The sequence below is a fragment of the Rhodococcus sp. IEGM 1307 genome (assembly GCF_030056915.1).
In the GTDB taxonomy this organism is placed as follows: domain Bacteria; phylum Actinomycetota; class Actinomycetes; order Mycobacteriales; family Mycobacteriaceae; genus Rhodococcus_F; species Rhodococcus_F opacus_D.
On the sequence record NZ_JASHKW010000022.1, the window covers coordinates 1 to 18,673 of the forward strand.

Here is an 18,673-nt window from a genome sequence, read left to right on the forward strand (position 1 = left end):
GGCACGAACTTGGTGACCGGGCCGGGGGCGGGCAGGAAGCCGCGGCCGGCGTCCTCGCCGTTGATGCGGAATTCGAAGGCGTGGCCGCGGGGGGTGGGGTCCTCGGTGAGGTCGAGGTGTTCGCCGTTGGCGATCTTGAACTGTTGCAGGACCAGGTCGATGCCGGCGGTTTCCTCGGTGACGGGGTGTTCGACCTGCAGGCGGGTGTTGACCTCGAGGAAGGAGACGGTGTCGCCCTGGACGAGGTATTCGACGGTGCCGGCGCCGTAGTAGCCGGCCTCTTTGCAGATGGCCTTGGCGGAGGTGTGGATGCGGTGGCGTTGGTCGTCGGTGAGGAACGGGGCGGGGGCCTCCTCGACGAGTTTCTGGAAGCGGCGTTGCAGGGAGCAGTCGCGGGTGCCGGCGACGATGACGTTGCCGTGCTGGTCGGCGATGACCTGGGCTTCGACGTGGCGGGCCTTGTCCAGATACTGTTCGACGAAGCATTCGCCGCGGCCGAACGCGGCGACGGCCTCGCGGGTGGCGGAGTCGAACAGTTCGGGGATTTCCTCGATGGTGTGGGCGACCTTCATGCCGCGCCCGCCGCCGCCGAACGCGGCCTTGATGGCGACGGGGACCCCGTATTCCTTGGCGAAGGCGACGACCTCGTCGGCGTTCTTGACGGGGTCCTTGGTGCCGGCGGCCATCGGGGCCTTGGCCTTTTCGGCGATGTGCCGGGCGGTGACCTTGTCGCCGAGGTCGCGGATCGATTGCGGGGAGGGGCCGATCCAGATCAGGCCGGCGTCGATCACGGCCTGCGCGAAGTCGGCGTTCTCGGAGAGGAAGCCGTAGCCGGGGTGGATGGCGTCGGCGCCGGACTTGGCGGCGGCGTCCAAAATTTTGTCGAACACCAGGTAGGACTCGGCGGAGGTCTGCCCGCCGAGGGCGAATGCTTCGTCGGCCAGGCGCACGAACGGGGCGTCGGCGTCGGGTTCGGCGTAGACGGCGACGCTGGCCAGGCCGGCATCGGCTGCGGCCCGGATCACCCGCACTGCAATCTCACCGCGGTTCGCGACGAGCACCTTCGTGATGTGCGCGCTGGCATGACTGGGCACTGAGCCTCCTGTGGTTCGCATGGTCTGTCTCCGCGGTGGCTCCCGTGGGTGTCACCAGCGGTCGTTTACGGCATCACTTCGGAGTCTAGGCACCGAACCGATTCGTGTTGTCACCGGACCGAAATTTCCGGTCAGGGCTGTCCGACGCTTCGCAGCCCTACCGATGGGTAGCTGGTTGAAACCTGTTCCAGTTGCCGGCGGAGGCTCCCGACCCACGTGTGGACGCTCGCGGCAGCGATGTCGTTGCCCGGATATCGGACCGCCAGATTGACGCCTCGGGGGGTGCGATTGATCCACGCGTACACGTCGTGGGTGTACTGCCGGCTCCGCAGGGCCCGGGCGTTGCGCTCGTGCCAGCGGCCCGCTTCGGGCACGAACCGGACGTCCATGTAGGAGACGACGAAGCGCGGCCGGATGGGGATGTCGAGTTCCTTCTCGATCCGGTCGAACGGGACCACCGAGATCGGCTTCGTCCGGGCCACGCTCTCGGCGGCCTCGCGGGCGACGGCGGCGAAGTCGTCCGACGTCACCTCGAAGTCGATCGGGCTCAGACCCACGAACCATCCCAGCGCGGACGCCCACTGCGGGGAATGCCGGGTGTGGACCGGAGTGACCGTCCGAAAGCGTTGATGCCCCGCCACTTCCGACCCGGCCATCCCCAGGCACGCGAGCAGGCCGGGGAAGAACCCCACCTCTGCTTCGCGGCACGCCGAGTTGAACGCCGCAGCCTGGTCGGCATCGAGAATCCAGGCAGACAGGTTCTGCTGGGCGTACGAGGTGCGCGGGCCGACCTCGAGCGGGAACTCGGGGAGGCCCGGTCCCTCGAGGGCCGACCGCCACACGTCGAGCGCCTCCCGTTTGACCTCGGCGTCGGTGGAGCTCTCACGTTCCTCACGGCCGAAGTCGATGTAGCTGCCGACGGGGAACAGGTTGGCCGTGCGGCCGGACAGTGCCTCCTCGTACAGGGCGGTCAACTCGTGGGCGACGAGCACGATGGAGAACCCGTCGATGATCGAGTGGTCTGCCGCGAAGAACACCGTGAATCGGTCGCGTTGGACGGTTTCGAGCGTCGCGAAGACGTACGACGGCCAACTGTGCGGCGAGGCGTACTCGTCGAACAGTTGCTGCAGGTGCGCGAAGTTGTCGCCGCCGGCCGCGTCGTACCCGTGGCTGACGACCCCGACGTGCAGCCCGCCCTGCGGCACGGTGCGCCGACGTACGCGCTCGGTCTCCGCGTCGAACGCCGTGTGGGAGCGCAGCACCTCGTGACGATCGGTCCACTTCTCCAGCGCCGACCGGAAAGCGGTGACGTTCAGTGTGCCGTGGATCTCGAATGCGGTGCCCAGCCAGGATTCGCGACCACCGGAGTCGGAGCACCGGCGCAGGTGCGCCTCGTGGATGTACGAGGCCGGGCGGGGGTCGTCCACCCATTCCGAGCGGGCGCACGGTAACCATTCGGTGAGCGCGCCCACCGGAACGGGGTAGTCGGCAAGTTCGGTGAATTCCATCAGTGTGTGTTCAGATCCTGCCTAGCCGCGAAGATGCCGCTTGATTCGCGCGAGCATCGCGGACATGCCGCGCAGTCGCAGGGGACTGACGGCGTCGGCGAGCCCGAGCGCGGAATAGAAATCGTCCGGAACGCCGAGGATGGTGGCGGCACTGTGCCCGTCGAGGCCCTGGTGCAGGATCGACGCGAAACCCCGCGTCGTCGGCGCTTCCGCGGGCGCGCTGAAATGCAGCCGCACGTGTTCCGGATCGGAGTCGTCGACCGACAGGAACAGCGGAGACTGGCACTCGGGCACCGGTTCCATCGCGTCCTGCTCGAGTTCGGCAGGCAGAGGCGCCAGTTCGCGGCTGAACTCGAGCAGCAACTGCAGCTTGTCCGAGCCGTCGACGGCAGCGAAGTCGTCGACGATCTCGGCAAGCGAATCGGGTAGTTCGGTCATGACGATGCGCCGGGCACGTCTCCCGGCTCTTCACCCCTGACGATCGGAACGCGAACCATGTTGCCCCACTCCGTCCACGAACCGTCGTAGTTGCGGACGCTGGGGTAACCGAGCAGGTGGGTGAGGACGAACCAGGTGTGGCTGGAGCGCTCACCGATGCGGCAGTACGCCACGATGTCGTCGTCGGCGGACACACCGCCGTAGATCTCGTTCAGTTCACCGCGCGAGCGGAAACGGCTGTCGGGGGCTGCGGCCTTGGCCCACGGAATGCTCAGCGCGCTCGGGATGTGGCCGCCGCGCAGCGCGCCCTCTTCGGGGTAGTCGGGCATGTGGGTGCGTTCGCCGGTGTACTCCTGGGGCGACCGCACGTCGATCAGCGGACCCTTGCCGAGGTGATCAAGGACGTCGTCCTTGAACGCGCGGATCGGGGCGTCGTTGCGCTCGACCACCGGGTAGTCGGTGGGGGAGGTCTCGGGGACGTCGAACGCGGTGTCCCGGTTCTCGGCGATCCACGCGTCGCGGCCGCCGTCGAGGAGGCGGACGTCCTCGTGTCCGAACAGCGTGAACACCCAGAGGGCGTACGCCGCCCACCAGTTGCTCTTGTCGCCGTAGATCACGACGGTGTCGTCGCGGCTGATGCCCTTGCGGCTCATCAGGTCGGCGAACTGCTCGCCGTCGATGTAGTCACGGGTCACCGGATCGTTGAGATCGAGGTGCCAGTCGACCTTGACGGCGCCGGGGATGTGGCCGACGTCGTAGAGGAGCACGTCTTCGTCCGACTCCACCACCTTGAGGCCGGGTGTGCCCAGATTCGCGGACAGCCACTCCGTCGACACGAGCCGACCGGGATTGGCGTACTCGGCGAAGGACTGGGTGGGATCTGGCGCTACGGGCACGGGTGGGCTCCTGGGGCAGATGCGACGGGGACGGCGTCAATTCTAGGCGGACGCCGGAAGTTCTTCCGACCGGCGTTCACACTTACCTCCCGCGGACGGTGAGGGAGGCCGCAGCGGGCGCGTAGATTCGCACCCGAACGGAGGCCTCATGCCCGACATCTCGACGCGCGCCGACCTGGAACTGCTGCTCCGGCACTTCTACGGCCGGGCATTCGCCGACCCGGTCCTCGAACCGGCCTTCGAGACGCTCGCGGTGATCGGCATCGACGACCACCTGCCCGTCATGTGCGACTTCTGGGAGACGATCCTGCTGCGCACCGGCGTCTACCGCGGCAGCGCGTTCGCCGTGCACCGGGCGCTGCACGGCCGGCACGGATTCACCGACCGCCACTTCGACCGCTGGGTCGAACTGTGGGCGTCCAGCGTCGACGAGTTGTTCGCAGGCGACGTCGCGGGGCGGGCCAAGGGCGAGGCAGCCAAGATCGCCGACGCGATGCGGCGACGACTGTTCGAGCCTCCGGCGGTCAGACGACGGGAGTGCCTTCCAGGTTCAGCTGACTGGTGAGCTCCGCGATGGGAGTGACGCCGTTCTCGCAGATGTCGTGCATGATCTCCCGCAACCGCACCAGGAATTCCGTGACCGCCCGGCGTGCCGTCGACGTCTCCGGGAACCGCGACCGCAGCGCGAGACCCCGCTGCGTGCGGGAGATCCAGAACTGCGCGTCGTCCGCGACCGTCACGTTGCTGATGTGGTGGGCGTTCAGCTCGTCGTGATCGTCGGTGCCGGGCAGTCTGCGGTAGTCGATGTACGAGACCATGAACACATCGGTGCGGGTGCGGCGGTATCCGTCACCGAGCGCCTCCCGCACCTGGGCCATCGTCACACCCTTGAGCGTCAGGGCTGTGCGGAACGAGGCGTGGGTGTGCGCCAAGGAGGACTGGAAGTCGCAGTCCGGGGTCAGTTCGACCGTCAGTGGCGCGCTCGTCGTGAGCCACCCGATCGCATTGGCCCACTGCGGGTCCTGGCGAATGTGCAGCGGAAACTGCAACGGCATCCGGGAGATGCCGTTGATCGAGTGCACTGCCATGCCCATCGCGGTGAGCGTCCCGGTGAACAGGCTTCCCCCAGAGTCCAGGCAGATTTCCTCGAACCGCTCGGTGTCGGCGGCGTCGAGGAGGGGGCGGACGTCCGCCCCCTGTGGTGCGGGCCTGCCCGCCTCGACACCCAGATCGAGCGGGAAACTGGGCGCGGTGCCGCCGCAGCGTTCGTAGAAGCGTGCCCATTCGCGCACCCGGGGGTCGCCGATTTCGGTGACGGGCGTCTCGGCCTCGAGTTCGCAGTACCGCAGGAAGCTCCCGGGATCGCCGAGTTCCTTCGTCAGGTCCGCTTCCGTGAGTTCGGCCGAGCCGCCGAGCCCGGTGAGTCGCTGGTAGATCTGCCGGAGTTCGCCCAGGGCGATGACGAGCGAGTATCCGTCGACGAGAGTGTGATCGAACGCACTGACCACGGTGTAGTGCGAGTCGCGTTCGATGGTGGCGAACAGGTACGCGGGGAACGTCAGCGGGTCGCACGCCTCGGTGAACCGGTACCGCAGATGGTCCCGGAGCTCGTGAGGTGACGTCGTCACCGAGGACTCGGACGCGACGACGGTGATGTCCTCGGGGTCGAGATCCACGCGCGCCATCGCGTCCGGGCTCACGTCGAAGCCGGTCTGCAGCGTGTCGTGCCGGCGGATGAAGTGCGCCAGTGCCTGCGCGAGAGCATCCCGGTCGAGTCGCCCGGGAAGGTCGAAAGCTGCTGCCATCCAGACGCTTCGGCCGACGCCGTGGGTGCGGGCGGTGTCGAGGTGGAATTGCTGGTTGTACGACGGCGGCACCGCGGACGGGGAGACCTTGCCCGGCGCGACGGACCATTCCGTCACCAGGCCGGGTTCGAGCATGTACCGGTCGATCGACGTGACGTGCACTACTCCACCCCTGCGGCAGTCGCGGAGTCCGCCGCAGGCGCGAACGATGTCACCGTGTAATCGCCCTCGCGGGCAACGGTTTTCATGATGGCCGACAACCGCTCCGCGTATGCGGTCACGGACCGGTGCGCCTCGTCGGTATCGGGGTGCGAGACGGCCATCCACGTGCCCTCGAGCATGCGGTTCACCCAGATCGACGCGATCTGCGTGGCCTTGCCCCCGACGATGCCGGTCGCCCGGGTCGACGTGAAACTCTCGGTCTGCGGCAACCGCCTGCCGTCGATGTACGACACGATCGGCGGCGGCGCGAGTGTGGTGGCGTGTTGCGACATCGCCTCGGGGCCGGCCTGAGCGAGCACGGTGTCGATCACCTGCTGCACGGACACCTCGCCGAGCGCCTTGCCGGACCGGTAGGCGTCCTGCGCGCGCTGGGCAAGGCCCGTGAACGTCGTGGCGTCCTCGAGGGCGAACCCGACCGGAATGAGATTGATGAACCACCCCTGGGACCAATAGAACTGCGGGTCGTTGCGGGTGGTGAGCGGCGACAGCGCCATGTAGCGGTCGCGCCCGACCAGTTCGTGTTCGGTGATGGCGAGGGCCGCGAACACGCCGCCGATGAAGTTGGAACCGTGGGCCTTGCACACGGCACCGAACCGCTCGCACTCGTCGGCGTCGGCGAGGTCGAACCGGCTGCCGATGGCCGGTTTGGGTTCGTCGGAAGCGCCGAGGTCGAGGGGAAAGCTCGGGAACGTTCCGCCGTTTCGGGTGAGGTGACCGATCCAGCCGTGGACCTCGGGGGAGGCGAGGGTCAGCGTCGCCGCCTTCTCTCGTTCCCGCCGGCTGTATTCCACGTAACTGCCCGGGTCCGGCAGGTCGGGCTCCACGCCGTCGAGTTCGGCCTGATAGATGGTCCGGGTCTCGGCGAACGTGAGGATCATCGACTGCATGTCGGTGTGCGCATGATCGACGGCGTGGAACAGGGTGAAGCTGTCCTCGCACCCGGGAGCCCCGGTGTCGTAGTGCTCGACCACCCCGAACACGAATGCGGGCCAGGACAGCGCGCTCGTATCGTTCGCGAAGCGCGCGGCGACGTGGTCGCGGACCTGTTCAGGGGTGGTGAGGGTCTCGCCCTCGTGCGCCGTGAGCGCGATGGAGCCGGCGGGCACGACGTGCCGTCGGACGGCATTGGTGGTGTCCGTGGGGTCGGCGTCCGCGTTCCCGAACGAGAACCAGCTGTGCAACGTGTCGTGCCGCAGGACGTAGCGCTCCAGGGTTCGTGTCATCGCGGCGGTGTCGAGGCGGCCGGGGAAGTCGAAGGCGATGCCGATCCACGGGGACTGCGTCTCGCCGTTGTTCGCCGCCAGCCGGGCCCGCCGCAGGTGCCGCTCCTGCATGGTGGTCGGCAGTGCCGGATCCACCGGCGCTTCGGCAGCCGCTCGTGCGCTCGCGTCCGTGACTTTCCACTCGACGACCCGCCCAGGTTCTGGCTTCCAGTGGGTGATCAAGTTCAAGTCCATCGAGCGGCTCCTGGTCGGATTCGAGTTGCGAGTTCGGTCGGGTGTGGCACGGACTTTCTCGCAACAGGATGCGGCACCGAGTGCCTTACCGCGAGAGGTAGAGAAGTATGAGACTGATTACAGGTCGGTCCCGGTCCAGTCAAGTGTCGGGCAAAAGGGTTCCACGCTGCAAGTTCTTCGCGTAGCATCCAGCAACCTTTGAACAACCTCACAGCATTCCGTGAGGTTCGAGCCGCTAGCCTGTCCGGATGCCTGTGACTCAGCGTGACGCACTCTATCGAGGCGAACTCGGTCGCTGGGTCCCGTGGCTGGGTCTGGCCACCAGTCTCGCCGCCGTGTTCATGCAACTCCTGGACGCGACCATCGTCAACGTCGCGCTTCCGAGCATCGCGGTCGATCTCGGCGCCTCGGTGTCGGCGCAGCTGCTGATGGTGAGCGTCTACACGCTCTCGTTCGCATGTTCGCTGATCACAGCGGCGCGGCTGGGGGATCTGCTCGGCCGACGACGGGTCTTCCTCACCGCACTGGCCGTCTTCATCGTTGCCTCTCTGCTCTGCGGACTGGCCCAGTCGCCGACCGCTCTCGTCGTGTCGCGGGCGTTGCAGGGCCTCGCGGCGGGGTCGATGTCGGCTCAGACGTTCGCCATCATCTCGGGACTGTTTCCGAAACGCTCGCACCCGCGCGTGTTCGGAATCTACGGCGCGACCATCGGGCTCGCCACGATCTGCGGTCCGCTCGTCGGCGGACTTCTCATCCAGTGGGATCTCTTCGACTGGGGTTGGCGGCTGATCTTCTTCGTCAATCTCCCGATCGGGCTCGCGGCCCTGGTCCTCGGCTACTTCTATCTCGTCGACGCGAAGCCCGACGGAATCCGCCGGCTCGACGTGGGCGGCGCCATGCTGTCGGCGCTCGGGCTGTTCCTCCTGATCTTTCCGCTCGCGGAGGGCCGGGAACGCGGCTGGCCGACGTCGCTCGTGGTGATGCTGCTGTGTTCGGTGCCGGTCCTGATCGCGTTCGTCGTCCACGAGTGGCGGCTCGGGCGCCGCGGCGGCGACCCGGTCCTGCGCCTCGAACTGTTCACCGACCGCGCGTTCTCGCTCGGCGCGGCCATCGCGTTCGTGTTCTTCGGGACGCTCACGTCGTTGATCTTCACCATCTCCCTCACCCTGCAGTTCGGGTTCGGGTTCTCACCGCTCAGGGCCGGGGTGATGACGCTGCCGTGGGCGCTGGGGACCGGGCTCGCCGCGCTGGCCTCCGCTGCCGTGTATCGGCGCATCGGCAACCTCGTCCTGCCTCTCGGGATGCTGCTCTTCGCCGGCTCCCTCATCGTGCTGGCGGCGCAACTGCAGCACGAGGGCACCGATCCGCGGTGGTCGGCGCTGGCCGGTCCGCTGTTCATCGGGGGAGCCGGGCTCGGGCTGTTCGTGGCACCGCTCCAGACGGCGATCCTCGCGACCGTGCAACCGCAGAACGCCGGGTCGGTGTCGGGGCTGCTCCCGACCGTGCAGCAGGTGGGTAGTTCGATCGGCCTCGCGGTGATCGGCGTCGTGTTCTTCAACCTCGTCGCGACGCAGTCGGCGGACGCGGTGCAAGCCGAGCGGCCCGCGTTGACCGCGCAACTCGCCGAGGCCGGGGTGCCGCCGGCGCTGATCCCGCGGGCCGAGGACACGTTCGTGCGCTGCGCGACGGAGCAACTCGGGTCCACGTCCCCGATGAAGGTGCCCGACGAATGCCGTTCGCCGGCGTCCGGGGGTGCGGCGCTCGGCGCCGCTCAGCAGCAGATCGCCGACTCCGCGGTGGTAGCCGCACGGGAGTCGACCCGATCAGCGGCAGGCGAGGCGTTTCTCCAGGCAGAGCGCCGCATCCTCTGGATCATCGCGGCGGTGGCGGCGGCTATCGGTGTGGCGTCGTTGACGCTTCCGCGCCGGAATCTGTCGGTCGACGAACAGTCAGTCGACGCGGCCTGACGACGCCCACAACTCGGCGACGCCGACCCCGACCTCCGCGAGCAACCTCCGGACGAGCGGCAGACCGATCCCGATCACGCTGGACGGGTCGCCCTCGATGCGGTCCACGAACCAGCCCCCGAGGCTGTCCAGGGTGAACGCGCCCGCGACCTGCAGTGGTTCCCCGGTCGCGAGGTAGGCCTCCAGATCGGCGTCCGGCGGGCTCGCGAAATGGACGACGGTGGCGCTGTGATCGTGTGCGTCACCCACCACCGCGCCCTCCGCGATCCGCAGGACGCTGTGCCCGGTGAGCAGGGTCGCGCTACGGCCGGCCATCGACGACCACCGCGCGCGGGCGACGTCGACGGTTCCGGGTTTGCCTTGCAGGGACCCGTCGATCAGCAACATGGAGTCGCATCCGACGACGACGGCGTCCGAGATCCCGTCCCGTGCGAGAACAGGGAGGACGTCGCTCGCCTTGGCGCGGGCCAGTTCGGTGACGACGTGCTCGGGGGCTGCGTCGGCACCGAGTGCCGCGATGACGGCATCCTCGTCGACTCCGGAGACTCGCACGACCGGCTCCACCCCGGCGCTGCGCAGAACAGCCAGCCGCGCCGGGGAAGCCGAGGCGAGAACGAAGGATGTCACCGGATCCTGATCAACGCCGGTACGCGGACACGTTCGGGAACGCGTACGGCGAGAACGGGGCGACACTCCGGTGCATCCGCGTGGGAGCGCCCCAGGACTCGGGCGGTACGTGCGAATCCGGTTCACCGCTGCCGGCGGCGGCGACCGCGGACAGCACCGCGACGAGCGCAGCGATCTCCTCGTCGGACGGTGAGCCCTTGACCACCTTCAGGAAAGGCTGACGGGCCGCGTCGGCGGCGGTGCCGTCCGTGTCACCCGGCAGGTCGGTGGCCGCACCCTTCGCGAGCGTGGTGTCCGCTGCGGAACCGTTGACTGACGCCGTCGCGTCCGAACCTGTCTCGGTGCGCACGCCGTCGTCGGTGATAGCGGTCATAGGGGGATGTTCCCATGCTTCTTGGGCGGGAGGGTGACCATTTTGCGTTCGAGGAGGCGCAGGGCGGCCACGATCTGTCCGCGGGTGTGGGACGGGGGGATGACGGCGTCGACGTAGCCGCGTTCGGCGGCGACGTACGGGTTGACGAGGGTGTCTTCGTATTCCTGTTGCAGTTGCAGGCGCAGGGCGTCGACGTCGTCGCCGTTCTTGGCGGCCTCGAGGAGGCGTTTGCGGTAGACGAACCCGACGGCACCGGACGCGCCCATGACGGCGATCTGGGCGGTGGGCCAGGCGAGGTTGACGTCGGCGCCCATGTGCTTGGAGCCCATCACGTCGTAGGCGCCGCCGTAGGCCTTGCGGGTGATGACGGTGATCTTCCCGACGGTGGCCTCGCCGTAGGCGTAGAGCAGTTTCGCGCCGCGGCGGATGATGCCGTTGTATTCCTGGTCGGTGCCGGGCAGGAAGCCGGGGACGTCGACGAGGGTGATGATGGGGACGTTGAACGCGTCGCAGGTGCGCACGAAGCGGGCGGCTTTTTCGGAGGCGTCGATGTCGAGGCAGCCGGCGAACACGGTGGGCTGGTTGGCGACGATCCCGACGCTACGGCCGTCGACGCGGCCGAAGCCGACGACGATGTTGCCGGCGCGTTCGGCCTGGACCTCGAGGAATTCGTCGTCGTCGAGGATGCGGCGGATGACCTCGTGCATGTCGTAGGGCTGGTTCGCCGAGTCCGGGATGAGGGTGTCGAGTTCGAGGTCCTCGGCGGTCAGCGAGTCGTCGATGGATCCGGTGATCGGGTCGGTGGGCAGCATCCGGGGGGCCGCGGCCTGGTTGTTCGACGGCAGGTAGGACAGCAGGTCCTTGACGTAGTCGAGGGCGTCTTGTTCGCCGGAGGCGACGTAGTGGGCGACGCCGGATTTGACCATGTGGGTGTGGGCGCCGCCGAGGTCTTCCATGGTGACGTCTTCGCCGGTGACGGTTTTGATGACGTCGGGGCCGGTGACGAACATCTGGGAGGTCTGGTCGACCATGACGACGAAGTCGGTCAGGGCGGGGGAGTAGACGTGGCCGCCGGCGGCGGGGCCCATGATCAGGGAGATCTGCGGGATCACCCCGGAGGCCTGGACGTTGCGGTGGAAGATTTCGCCGTAGAGGCCGAGGGAGACGACGCCTTCCTGGATGCGGGCGCCGGCGCCTTCGTTGATGCCGATCAGGGGGCGCCCGGTCTTGAGGGCGAGGTCCATGACCTTGACGATTTTTTCGCCGTAGATTTCGCCGAGGGAGCCGCCGAAGACGGTGGCGTCCTGGGAGAACACGCAGACGTCGCGGCCGTCGACGGTGCCGTAGCCGGTGACGACGCCGTCGCCGACGGGGCGGTTGTCGGCGAGGCCGAAGTTCACCGAGCGGTGCCGGGCGAGGGCGTCGAGTTCGACGAAGCTGCCGTCGTCGAGCAGGGCGGTGATGCGTTCGCGGGCGGTGAGCTTGCCCTTGGCGTGGACCTTTTCGACCGCGGCTTCACCGCTCGGGTGCTGCGCCTCGGCCTGACGATTACGCAGGTCGGCGAGCTTTCCCGCCGTCGTGTGAATATCGGGCGTACTCGCCGACTCCGCCGCGCTCGGCTCCTGAACAGTGGTCATGACAGGTCAGCTTAACGAGAGCCGACGAGCTTCTGCCAAGGGAGGTGGTCAGGCGGCGGGTTGCCCGGACCCGGCTACTGACCAGTACCTTTTCCAGCTCGTCCTAGGCTGTGGTGATGTGGACCGACCTGAACCGACCCCCTCTCAACGCCGACAATCTGCGCGCGGCGCTCGTCCGCGGTGACGACGACAGCGACACCCGCAGGTTCTGGGCGCGGCTCGACGTGGTGCAGGAGACCGGGTCCACCAACGCCGATCTTCTCGCGCGGGCCGCGACGTCGAACTGCGACCGGCACGTGCTGCTCGCCGAATTCCAGGACAGCGGCCGGGGCCGCCACTCACGCGCCTGGGTGAGTCCGCCGCAGGCGCAGATCGCGGTCTCCCTGTTGCTGACGATGCCGGGGATGAGCGTCCAGGACATGGGGTGGCTGCCCCTGCTGACCGGTGTCGCCGTCGTCGACGCGCTCCGCGCCGCCGCCAAGGTTCCCGCGGAACTCAAGTGGCCCAACGATGTGCTCATCGACGGCCGCAAGGTCGCCGGCATCCTCGCCGAGGTGTCCGCCACGGCACCGGATCCGGCGGTGGTCGTCGGGATCGGTCTCAACGTGAGCCTCACGAGAGACGAACTGCCCGTCGAGCATGCGACGTCGCTCGTCCTCGAGGGCGCCGAGGTCAGTGACCGCGACACCCTCGTGCGGGCGGTGCTGCGCGCCATCGCCGATCGCTGGCAGCAATGGCACGACTCCAACTGGGACGTCACGGAACTCGCCGAGGCCTACCGTGCCCGCTGCGGCACGCTCGGCCAGCGAGTGCGCGCCGAACTGCCCGGCGGGCGTGAACTCATCGGCATCGCAACGGACGTCGACGCGGAGGGCCGGGTCGTGATCGCCCCCGACGGCCAGCCCGGCACGATCGCCGTCGCCGCAGGTGACATCACACATTTACGCCCGGTGCGCACCGAGTAGTGCCACACTGTGGTACATGAGTACCTCAATTCCGGAGTCCTCCGTCACCGCAGCCCGGCGCACGTTGACCGGTCTCACGGTGGTGCTCGGTCTGCTCACCCTGGGTCTCGGCATCGCGGTGCTCGTATGGCCGCACGTGACGCTCACGGTGCTGGCCGTCCTGATCGCCATCCAGTTCTTCGGCTTCGGGATCGTCCAGATCATCCGGGCGTTCGCCGACGTCGAGGCCGGGGGAGCTGCACGGACACTGGTAGGCGTATCCGGCGCCCTGGCAATACTTCTGGCGTTCCTCGTGCTGAGGAGCCCCCTCCAGACCGTCGTGATCATCGCGCTCGTCGTCGGTGCGTGGTGGGTGTTCCGAGGTGTCCTCGAAATCGTGGAAGGCGCCTCGGGTTCGGTCGCGGATCGCGGGCTGACCATCGTGCTCGGCGTGATCAGCGTCATCGCCGGGGGCTTCGTCCTCCTGCAGCCCGAACTGTCGCTCGAGGTGTTCGTGATCGTGGTCGGAGTGTGGATGGTGCTGTACGGCATCATCATCGTCATCACCCCGATAGTGCTCAGCCGCATGCGATAGAGGCACACTCTTCGCATGGGATATCCGGAGGACGCCCTCGCCGAGGACGAGGAACTGCTGCTTCACCGTCATCCACACTGGAAGATGCTGCTGCTCCCCGCCGTCACGTTTCTGCTGGCGACGGCCGTGGCAGGTTTCGCGGCGGGATTCGCCGAGAACAAGCTGGACGGCTCCGCGCTGAACGTCGTGCTCGTCGTCGTCCTCGTGGTGTGGCTGGGGCTCGTCGTATGGCGCTGTGTCGCGCCGTTTCTCAGCTGGAAGTTCACCCACTTCATCGTCACCGACCGGCGTGTTCTCATCCGCCAGGGTGTGATGACCCACACCGGGATCGACATTCCGATGGGGCGCATCAGCAACGTCCAGTTCCGGCACGGCCTCCTCGACCGGATGCTCCGCACCGGCACGCTGGTGATCGTGTCGTCCTCGGACGATCCACTGGAATTCGACGACATCCCCGACGTCCAGCGCGTCCACTCGCTGCTCTATCACCAGGTGTTCGACGCGATGGATCTCCACCGCGAACGAGAGCGAGACGACCCGCGCGGCGACGCCGACACCGGCAAAGGCTGGTAACCGGTCACGGCCGTCTGCGCACCTCCGTACGCTGTGGAGGTGACTGCTGTATTGCTTGCCGAAGATGACGAAGCCATTGCCGCCCCGCTGTCGCGGGCACTGGGCCGGGAGGGATACGACGTCACCATCGAGCAGACCGGCCCGGCGGCGCTGGAGCAGGCGCTCGACGGAGCATACGACCTGTTGATCCTGGACCTCGGACTACCGGGAATGGACGGACTCGAGGTGTGCAGGCAGGTACGCGCCCACAGTTCGGAACTCGCGGTGCTCATGCTCACCGCACGCACCGACGAGGTCGACTTCGTCGTCGGACTCGACGCGGGCGCCGACGACTACGTGGGCAAGCCGTTCCGGTTGGCGGAATTGATGGCACGGGTGCGCGCCCTGCTGCGCCGTCGCGGCGGCGGCGAGGATTCCGTCGTCGAGGTCGGCGGCATCCGGCTCGAACCGGCTGCCCGGAGGGTGCTCGTGAACGGCACCGAGATCGCCCTCGCCAACAAGGAGTACGAGCTTCTCCGGGTGCTGCTCGAGCACGCCGGGCAGGTGGTGTCCCGCGACACCATCCTCGCGGAGGTCTGGGGCGACGTGGAACTGCGCGGCTCGAAGACACTCGACATGCACATGTCGTGGCTTCGCCGGAAGATCGGTGACGAGGGCCCCGCCGCCGAGCGTCGCATCGCGACGGTCCGCGGCGTCGGCTTCCGCATCAACACCGACTAGGCGGGGTAGTGCGCCGCAGAATTCTCCAGTCGATCCTCGCAGTCGTGATCCTGACGGCACTGCTGCTCGGTGTGCCGCTCATCTACACGGCGTGGTTGTGGGTCGAGGATTTCAACCGGAGCGATCTCCAGGTCCGGCTCGATCGGATGGCGACGGAGATCATCACCCAGGAGGGCGTCAACGGCGTCGTCGAGGGTGATCTCGACACGAACTCCCTGCGTCTGCTGACGCCCGCCGGGGGCCGCCTGGTGGTGGTCTATCCGACCACCGAGGACGGCGCAGCGCGAGTGGACATCGGCGAATCGTCCGTGCGGTCGCCCCTCGTGGAATCTCTCGCGATGGGCACATCCGGTTCGCTGCGTCTCGAGGTGCCGTCCGACGAGATGCGCACCCAGCAACGGCAGGCGGTCGGTGCCGTCGCGCTGCTGGTCCTCGTGTCCATCGCCGCGGGCACCGTGGTCGCCTACGTCACGGCGAAGCGGCTCGCCGACCCACTGCGGGACGTCGCCAACCGGGCGGCCCGGCTCGCGGAGGGCGACTTCCGGCCCGACCCCCGGCGTCACGGCATCCCCGAACTCGACCGCGTCTCCGACGTCCTGGACTCCGCGACCGTCGAGATCGCGGGACGGCTGCAGCGCGAACACGCGCTCGTCGCGGACGTCTCCCATCAGCTCCGCAGCCGACTCACGGCCGTCCGTCTCCGGCTCGACGAGCTGTCCGTGCACTCGGACCCCGCGGTCGTGGTCGAGGCCGACGAGGCAATGGCGCAGGTGGACCGATTGACCGTTGCGATCGACGAACTGGTCCGCTCGTCACGCAGCAGCGGCACCGAGACCCACGTGTCGGTGATCCGGGAGCTCAGCGTGGTCATCGCGGACTGGAAGCGGCCGTTCGAAGACGTCGACCGCGAGTTGCTGCTGCGCGGGGACACGAACGTGATGGCGTCGACCACCGGTTCCCGGCTCCGCGAGGCCGTCGCGGTGCTCGTCGACAACGCGCTCATGCACGGGGCGGGAACGTGCACCGTCGCGGTGCGTCTGATCCAGGGGCAGAATCTCAGGACGCCCGGCGAGGAGACGTCGCCCCGCGAGACCATGGTGTGCGTCGAGGTGTCGGACGAGGGAGTCGGGGTCAGCAACGACCTCGCGCCACACATCTTCGACCGCGGATTCTCGGGGGCCGGTTCGACCGGTGTGGGCCTGGCGCTGGCCCGCGCACTCATCGAGGCGGACGGCGGCCGGCTGGAACTGCAGCGACGCCGTCCGGCGCTGTTCGCGATCTTCGTTCCCCTCGCGCGCGAGCACGTGCCGACGCGGGTCACCGGGATCCGGGAACCGCGCTGACGATCAGGAGTGGCCGAACTCTTCCTCGACGGCCTCGTCGACGAGGTCCGGATCGATGATGTGCACGTTCTCGTCGGGGAAGGCGAACCGGCGGAGTGCCCAGAAGCGGAACACCATCTGCAGCAGGTTTCCGATGATGTAGTTGAGCACGAAGTCGACGACCACCAGCGTGGTCAGATTCTCCTGGTCGGCGCGGATGTCGAACACGTTGTTGGCGATCCACAGGGGCGCCGCGGCGAGGAGGACGCCGATCCCGCTGATCGTGAAGAACAGCAGGGCCTCGTGGTGACGTTCACGCCCGCCACGGTTCTTGAACGACCATTCGCGGTTGAGAATGTAACTCAGGACCGTCGCGAGAATTCCGGACAGAATTTTTGCGACAACGGGCTTCTCTTCGAGGATCGTCAGGCTCAGCGAATAGAAGATCGCGAGGTCGAAGATCATGGTGGTGCCGCCCACAATCGCGAACTTGATCAGTTCGTGATGCCGCAACGCGAGAGCCCGAAAAGGCTGGGGAACGCGTGCTAGGACGCCGTCGACAAATGACACAACGGATGAGTTTACGAAAGTCGGACCGGATACCACCAATTGACGGCGAGATCATCAGGAGAATCACAGAAACTGCCCACCGGCACCTCGGCGGCGGAACCCCGCGCCGGACATGACAAACTAGTGACCCGTGACCGGCAACTCTGACTCCACACCGCGTCCCACGACACCCCGCGATCTGACCGCCGGGCAACCCGTCGTGACGATGATCGGTGGCGGCCAACTCGCGCGGATGACCCACCAGGCCGCGATTGCGCTCGGCCAGACCCTGCGGGTGCTCTCCGGCACCGCCGACGAACCCGCAGCCCAGGTGAGCCCCGACGTCGTCCTCGGCAGCCACACCGACCTCGACGCGCTCCGCAGGGCCGCGGTCGGGTCGCACGCGCTGACCTTCGACCACGAGCACGTGCCCACCGAGCACCTTGACGTCCTGGTCGCCGAGGGCGTCAACGTGCAGCCGCCGCCGACGGCGCTCATCTACGCGCAGGACAAGCTGGCGATGCGTCGCAAGCTCGCCGAACTCGGCGCACCGGTCCCGGCGTACGCCGAGGTGACCTGGGCCGAGGACGTCGTCAAATTCGGCGCCGAACACGGGTGGCCCGTCGTGATCAAGGCCGTCCGCGGCGGATACGACGGTCGCGGCGTGTGGATCACCGACGATTCCGACGAGGCCGAGCGCATCGTCACCCAGCAACTCGACAAGGGTGTCTCCCTCATCGTCGAGGAGAAGGTCGAGATGCGGCGTGAGCTGTCCGCGATGGTGGCGCGGTCACCGTTCGGTCAGGGCGCCACGTGGCCCGTCGTGGAGACGGTGCAACGCCACGGACAGTGCGCCGTGGTCCTCGCCCCCGCCCCAGCTCTGCCCGACTCGGTCGCCGAGGCCGCCGAGGAACTGGCGCTCCGCATCGCGTCAGAACTCGGTGTGGTCGGCGCGATGGCCGTCGAACTGTTCGAGACGACCGACGGCGCGCTCGTCGTCAACGAACTCGCGATGCGCCCGCACAACTCGGGCCACTGGACCATGGACGGTGCCCGCACCTCACAGTTCGAGCAGCATCTGCGCGCCGTCCTCGACTACCCGCTCGGCGACACCGCACCGCTCGCACCGATCACTGTGATGGCGAACGTGCTCGGTGCACCGACGGCCCCCGAGATGAGCATGGACGAACGCGTCCACCACCTCTTCGCCCGGATGCCCGACGCGAAGATCCACCTGTACGGCAAGGGCGAACGTGAGGACCGGAAGATCGGCCACGTGAACATCGTCGGCGGACCCGGCTCGATCGACGACCCCGAATACGTGGCGCGGGTGCGCGAGCGCGCCGAGCGCGCCGCGCACTGGCTCTCGCACGCTGAATGGACCGACGGATGGGATGTACACGGTGAGTGACACGGCAGCACGGCAGGGCGCACAGGTCGGGCTCATCATGGGCAGCGACTCCGACTGGCCCACCATGGAGGCCGCCGCCGAGGCGCTCGCCGAGTTCGGGGTGCGCTTCGAGGTCGGTGTCGTCTCCGCGCACCGCACACCGCAGCGCATGCTCGACTACGCGAAGGACGCGGCCGGCCGTGGCATCCAGGTGATCATCGCCGGCGCCGGGGGTGCCGCCCACCTGCCGGGCATGGTCGCGTCGGCCACCCCACTGCCCGTCATCGGTGTGCCCGTCCCGCTGAAATACCTCGACGGCATGGACTCGCTGCTCTCGATCGTGCAGATGCCCGCAGGCGTCCCCGTCGCGACCGTGTCCATCGGCGGCGCCCGCAACGCGGGCCTGCTCGCCGTCCGCATCCTCGGCGCCTCCGACCCCGCCCTGCAACAGCGGATGGTCGCGTTCCAGGACGGGCTCGAGAAGATGGTCCTGGACAAGGACAAGGCACTCCGCGACAAGCTGCTGGGCTGAGTATCCTGCGCCTGTGAAACGCAG

General features: G+C 67.9%; 19 protein-coding genes. 9 read left to right on the forward strand and 10 right to left on the reverse strand.

What is annotated here, in order from left to right; translation table 11 throughout:
- The 4 genes from QM841_RS33015 to QM841_RS33030 all read right to left on the reverse strand — a co-directional run.
- Positions 1-1,094: acetyl-CoA carboxylase biotin carboxylase subunit (locus QM841_RS33015; protein WP_283335191.1), on the reverse strand; the 1,094-nt coding region annotated here is incomplete at its 3' end.
- 131 nt (positions 1,095-1,225) lie between these two features.
- Positions 1,226-2,602 (reverse strand): condensation domain-containing protein, encoded by a 1,377-nt coding sequence (locus tag QM841_RS33020; protein ID WP_283335192.1) that lies wholly within the window; start codon positions 2,600-2,602, stop codon positions 1,226-1,228.
- Positions 2,603-2,623: 21 nt separating this feature from the next.
- Positions 2,624-3,040, reverse strand: a complete 417-nt coding sequence (locus tag QM841_RS33025; RefSeq protein WP_009479492.1) for a SufE family protein — start codon at positions 3,038-3,040, stop codon at positions 2,624-2,626.
- The gene (locus QM841_RS33030; protein ID WP_011598236.1) at positions 3,037-3,936 is read right to left on the reverse strand and encodes a sulfurtransferase; all 900 of its coding nucleotides are present in this window, start codon (positions 3,934-3,936) and stop codon (positions 3,037-3,039) included. Before QM841_RS33030 ends, QM841_RS33025 begins: the two co-directional genes overlap by 4 nt.
- Positions 3,937-4,084: 148 nt before the next feature.
- On the opposite strand from QM841_RS33030, the gene QM841_RS33035 reads away from it, so the two are divergent.
- Positions 4,085-4,501, forward strand: a complete 417-nt coding sequence (locus QM841_RS33035; protein WP_283335194.1) for a group III truncated hemoglobin — start codon at positions 4,085-4,087, stop codon at positions 4,499-4,501.
- On the opposite strand, the gene QM841_RS33040 is transcribed toward QM841_RS33035, so the two are convergent.
- Positions 4,461-5,903, reverse strand: a complete 1,443-nt coding sequence (locus QM841_RS33040) for a condensation domain-containing protein (RefSeq protein WP_283335195.1) — start codon at positions 5,901-5,903, stop codon at positions 4,461-4,463. The genes QM841_RS33035 and QM841_RS33040 overlap by 41 nt on opposite strands.
- Positions 5,903-7,420 (reverse strand): condensation domain-containing protein, encoded by a 1,518-nt coding sequence (locus tag QM841_RS33045; protein ID WP_283335196.1) that lies wholly within the window; start codon positions 7,418-7,420, stop codon positions 5,903-5,905. The genes QM841_RS33040 and QM841_RS33045 overlap by 1 nt, the downstream gene beginning before the upstream one ends.
- A 248-nt stretch (positions 7,421-7,668) precedes the next feature.
- Here QM841_RS33045 and QM841_RS33050 point away from each other — a divergent pair, with 248 nt between their 5' ends.
- Entirely contained in the window at positions 7,669-9,387 is a 1,719-nt protein-coding gene (locus tag QM841_RS33050) for an MFS transporter (protein WP_283335197.1), read from the forward strand.
- Here QM841_RS33050 and QM841_RS33055 read toward each other — a convergent pair.
- Genes QM841_RS33055 through QM841_RS33065 form a run of 3 tightly spaced genes read right to left on the reverse strand, consistent with a single transcriptional unit; the run spans position 9,370 to position 12,024 of the window.
- Complete coding sequence (locus QM841_RS33055) at positions 9,370-10,014, reverse strand: Maf family protein (protein ID WP_280785218.1); 645 nt, start codon at positions 10,012-10,014, stop codon at positions 9,370-9,372. The two genes, QM841_RS33050 and QM841_RS33055, sit on opposite strands and share 18 nt — an antisense overlap.
- Before the next feature lie 10 nt (positions 10,015-10,024).
- Positions 10,025-10,387: an acyl-CoA carboxylase subunit epsilon gene (locus QM841_RS33060; protein WP_283335198.1), complete on the reverse strand. Its 363-nt coding sequence runs from the start codon at positions 10,385-10,387 to the stop codon at positions 10,025-10,027.
- On the reverse strand, positions 10,384-12,024 hold the full coding sequence (locus QM841_RS33065) for an acyl-CoA carboxylase subunit beta (RefSeq protein ID WP_182623944.1): 1,641 nt from the start codon (positions 12,022-12,024) through the stop codon (positions 10,384-10,386). The genes QM841_RS33060 and QM841_RS33065 overlap by 4 nt, the downstream gene beginning before the upstream one ends.
- A gap of 116 nt (positions 12,025-12,140) precedes the next feature.
- Between QM841_RS33065 and QM841_RS33070 the strand changes: the two genes are divergently transcribed.
- The 5 genes from QM841_RS33070 to QM841_RS33090 are packed head-to-tail and all read left to right on the forward strand — an operon-like array spanning position 12,141 to position 16,199.
- A complete protein-coding gene (locus QM841_RS33070) occupies positions 12,141-12,989 on the forward strand; it encodes a biotin--[acetyl-CoA-carboxylase] ligase (protein WP_280785192.1) in 849 nt (282 codons plus the stop codon).
- Between the two features lie 16 nt (positions 12,990-13,005).
- Complete coding sequence (locus QM841_RS33075; RefSeq protein ID WP_280785193.1) at positions 13,006-13,563, forward strand: HdeD family acid-resistance protein; 558 nt, start codon at positions 13,006-13,008, stop codon at positions 13,561-13,563.
- A gap of 15 nt (positions 13,564-13,578) precedes the next feature.
- Positions 13,579-14,136 carry a PH domain-containing protein gene (locus tag QM841_RS33080; protein ID WP_105413190.1) on the forward strand — a complete coding sequence of 186 codons (558 nt, stop codon included), beginning with the start codon at positions 13,579-13,581 and terminating at the stop codon, positions 14,134-14,136.
- Positions 14,137-14,175: 39 nt separating this feature from the next.
- Positions 14,176-14,856: a response regulator transcription factor gene (locus tag QM841_RS33085; RefSeq protein WP_025432276.1), complete on the forward strand. Its 681-nt coding sequence runs from the start codon at positions 14,176-14,178 to the stop codon at positions 14,854-14,856.
- A gap of 8 nt (positions 14,857-14,864) precedes the next feature.
- Positions 14,865-16,199: a sensor histidine kinase gene (locus tag QM841_RS33090; RefSeq protein WP_164065883.1), complete on the forward strand. Its 1,335-nt coding sequence runs from the start codon at positions 14,865-14,867 to the stop codon at positions 16,197-16,199.
- Positions 16,200-16,202: 3 nt separating this feature from the next.
- Here the strand turns inward: QM841_RS33090 and QM841_RS33095 are convergent, their stop codons facing one another.
- On the reverse strand, positions 16,203-16,748 hold the full coding sequence (locus tag QM841_RS33095; protein ID WP_164065884.1) for a GtrA family protein: 546 nt from the start codon (positions 16,746-16,748) through the stop codon (positions 16,203-16,205).
- A gap of 130 nt (positions 16,749-16,878) precedes the next feature.
- On the opposite strand from QM841_RS33095, the gene QM841_RS33100 reads away from it, so the two are divergent.
- On the forward strand, positions 16,879-18,138 hold the full coding sequence (locus tag QM841_RS33100; protein ID WP_283335200.1) for a 5-(carboxyamino)imidazole ribonucleotide synthase: 1,260 nt from the start codon (positions 16,879-16,881) through the stop codon (positions 18,136-18,138).
- Positions 18,122-18,649, forward strand: a complete 528-nt coding sequence (gene purE / locus QM841_RS33105; protein WP_164065886.1) for a 5-(carboxyamino)imidazole ribonucleotide mutase — start codon at positions 18,122-18,124, stop codon at positions 18,647-18,649. The genes QM841_RS33100 and purE overlap by 17 nt, the downstream gene beginning before the upstream one ends.
- Positions 18,650-18,673: the final 24 nt, after the last annotated feature.

Coding starts and splice junctions, on each gene's coding strand:
- QM841_RS33020 (WP_283335192.1), bottom strand. CDS start 2,602: ATGGAATTCACCGAACTTGCCGACTACCCCGTTCCGGTGGGCGCGCTC.
- QM841_RS33025 (WP_009479492.1), bottom strand. CDS start 3,040: ATGACCGAACTACCCGATTCGCTTGCCGAGATCGTCGACGACTTCGCT.
- QM841_RS33035 (WP_283335194.1), top strand. CDS start 4,085: ATGCCCGACATCTCGACGCGCGCCGACCTGGAACTGCTGCTCCGGCAC.
- QM841_RS33045 (WP_283335196.1), bottom strand. CDS start 7,420: ATGGACTTGAACTTGATCACCCACTGGAAGCCAGAACCTGGGCGGGTC.
- QM841_RS33050 (WP_283335197.1), top strand. CDS start 7,669: ATGCCTGTGACTCAGCGTGACGCACTCTATCGAGGCGAACTCGGTCGC.
- QM841_RS33060 (WP_283335198.1), bottom strand. CDS start 10,387: ATGACCGCTATCACCGACGACGGCGTGCGCACCGAGACAGGTTCGGAC.
- QM841_RS33065 (WP_182623944.1), bottom strand. CDS start 12,024: ATGACCACTGTTCAGGAGCCGAGCGCGGCGGAGTCGGCGAGTACGCCC.
- QM841_RS33070 (WP_280785192.1), top strand. CDS start 12,141: ATGTGGACCGACCTGAACCGACCCCCTCTCAACGCCGACAATCTGCGC.
- QM841_RS33075 (WP_280785193.1), top strand. CDS start 13,006: ATGAGTACCTCAATTCCGGAGTCCTCCGTCACCGCAGCCCGGCGCACG.
- QM841_RS33080 (WP_105413190.1), top strand. CDS start 13,579: ATGGGATATCCGGAGGACGCCCTCGCCGAGGACGAGGAACTGCTGCTT.
- purE (WP_164065886.1), top strand. CDS start 18,122: ATGTACACGGTGAGTGACACGGCAGCACGGCAGGGCGCACAGGTCGGG.